2 protein-coding genes and 1 pseudogene are annotated in these 2,062 nt (G+C 72.8%); all 3 read right to left on the bottom strand.

All coding sequences use genetic code 11. The annotated features are described in order from the left end of the window. Positions 1-684 (bottom strand): precorrin-4 C(11)-methyltransferase (gene cobM, locus U9980_RS13965; protein WP_416210273.1); only part of this gene is annotated, 684 nt, incomplete at its 3' end. Next, positions 681-1,505, bottom strand: coding sequence for a precorrin-2 C(20)-methyltransferase (gene cobI / locus U9980_RS13960; protein ID WP_322768306.1), 825 nt, complete (start codon positions 1,503-1,505; stop codon positions 681-683). The genes cobI and cobM, both read right to left, overlap by 4 nt. Positions 1,506-1,528: 23 nt before the next feature. Further along, positions 1,529-2,062 (bottom strand): annotated as a pseudogene (locus U9980_RS13955) (cobyrinate a,c-diamide synthase); the annotation flags it as partial.

Below are 2,062 nucleotides of genomic sequence, written 5' to 3'. Positions count from 1 at the left end.
CGCACGGACGGTGGCTGCGAGGTCCGCAAGTGCGCACCGCACGATCAGTTCATCCGGCCAACTCACCCGGTAGGCGATCACACAGGGCGTGTCCGGCGGATAACCACCGTCGGTGAGCTCGTCCTGGAGCTGACCGGATCGGGCCGCCGACAGGAACAGCGCCATCGTCGTGCCGTGCCGCGCGAAGCCGGCGATCTCCTCGCCCGCTGGCATCGGGGTCTTGCCGCCGCCGAGCCGGGTCAGGATCACCGACTGTGCCACTTCGGGAATGGTCAGTTCGCGTTGGATGGACGCGGCGGCGGCGGTGAAGCTGCTGACCCCGGGCACGATCGCGGTGGCGAGCCCGAGTGCGGCGCAGACCTCCAGCTGCTCCTGCACCGCTCCCCACAGCGCCGGGTCGCCGGAGTGGATCCGGGCCACGGCAAGCCCGTCACGCGCCGCCCGCCGGTAGACGTCCCGGACGCCTTCGAGCGGTAGTCCGGCCGAGTCGATGATCTCGGCGTCGTCGCGGGCGTGGGCGAGCACGTCCGGGTGCACCAGTGAGGACGCCCAGATGACCACATCCGCCTCGCTGATCATCCGTGCGCCGCGCAGGGTGAGCAGGTCCGCGGCGCCGGGGCCGGCCCCGACGAACGTCACCCGGCCGCGTGGCGCTGGTGTGGCCCCGGCCGCTGTTTCGGTCAGGTCGGCCACTGTCGCCTCCGGGTTGAGATCACCGTGGACAGGTAGGGGCCGGGCTGGTCTCGGGGCAGCTCACCCGCCTGGCGGACGTCGCAGTCCGCCAGACCCAGCGAAGCGCCGTAGACGGCTGTGCCGCCCGTGCCGCCCGTGCCGGTCGCGTCACCTGTGCCGCCGAGCCGGTCGGCTTCGGCGAGGATGTCGAGGACCTGCGGCAGCGCCCGGCCGCCCTTGTAGGCGATGACCGTGTCGTGGTCGGCCACGGCCCGCCGGTAGGCGTCCACCCCGGCGGTCAGCGGCAGCAGCGCCACCGTCTCGGTGCCCACTGCCAGTACCGTTCCGGATCGGGCGGCGAGATCCTGTAGCGCCATGATGCCGGGAACGGTCTCGACGAGGACGTCGGGCAGCAGTGCCCGCACCCGGGCGGCCAGCGTGGTGAAGGTCGAGTAGACGTTGGGATCGCCGATCGTGGCGAACGCGACGACTCCCCCCCGGCTGCCCCCCGGGCTCCCTCCCGGACGGCTTCCCGACTGCGTGCGCAGCGCCTGGGCGACCACCCCGGCCGGGGTGTCGTAGTCGGCGTCGCCGGTCATCCGGAACGGCAGGCGGCGAATCCGGTCATGGGTGACGTGTGCGCGCACGGTTGCCTCGGCCCGCCCCGGCGGCGGCGTTCCCTCGCTCACCGGGACGAACACGACATCGGCCCGCTCCAGGACACCGACCGCCTTGACCGTGATCAGGTCCGGATCGCCGGGACCCACACCGACCCCGATCAGACGGCTGCCCGTCCGTACGCGGTCGCCCGCCGGAGCAGGCTGCGCGTCCATCCCGCCTGTCCTGTCCATCCCGCCTATGCCGTCCATTGCGGCCCTCTCGCCTGCCGTGCCTGCCGTGCCTGCCGTGCCTGCCGTGCCGCCGCGACGAACCGTGCGGCCACGCCGGGTACACCCGCCCAGTGCAGATGCAGGTAGGACGCGTGGACCCCGCCGTGCACGAAGCCTTCGGTCCGCTCGTCGGGCTCGTCGCCTGCTGGGCGGCCGCCGATCTGCCAGGCAGAGCGTGCCGTCCGGTGCCGCGTGGTCAGTACCGATGTGCGGTGGAACTCGTGGGCGGTCACCGGGGTGCCGGCTTCGGCGATCGGGCTGTCGCAGGCGGCCACGGCTCGGCGGTAACCAAGGGTGAGCCGAGGGCCCATAGCGGTGTCGACGTCGAGAACCCCGCACATCGGATGTCCGTCCAGGGATCGGGCGAGGTAGAGCAGGCCCGCGCACTCGGCGCTGACCGGCGCGCCCCTTCCCGCCAGTGCCGCCACGTCGGCGCGCAGGGCCGCATTCGCGGCGAGCTCGGGTGCGTGTTCCTCCGGGAATCCCCCGCCGATGATCAA

The sequence above is a fragment of the Protofrankia sp. Cr1 genome (genome assembly GCF_963555865.1).
Classification (GTDB): Bacteria; Actinomycetota; Actinomycetes; order Frankiales; family Frankiaceae; genus Protofrankia.
The sequence above is the reverse complement of the archived record's forward strand: the minus strand, read 5'-3'. Positions and strand labels throughout refer to the sequence as shown.

Excerpts from the sequence above, each read along its gene's own strand:
- cobI (WP_322768306.1), bottom strand. The coding sequence starts at position 1,505 with ATGGACGCGCAGCCTGCTCCGGCGGGCGACCGCGTACGGACGGGCAGC.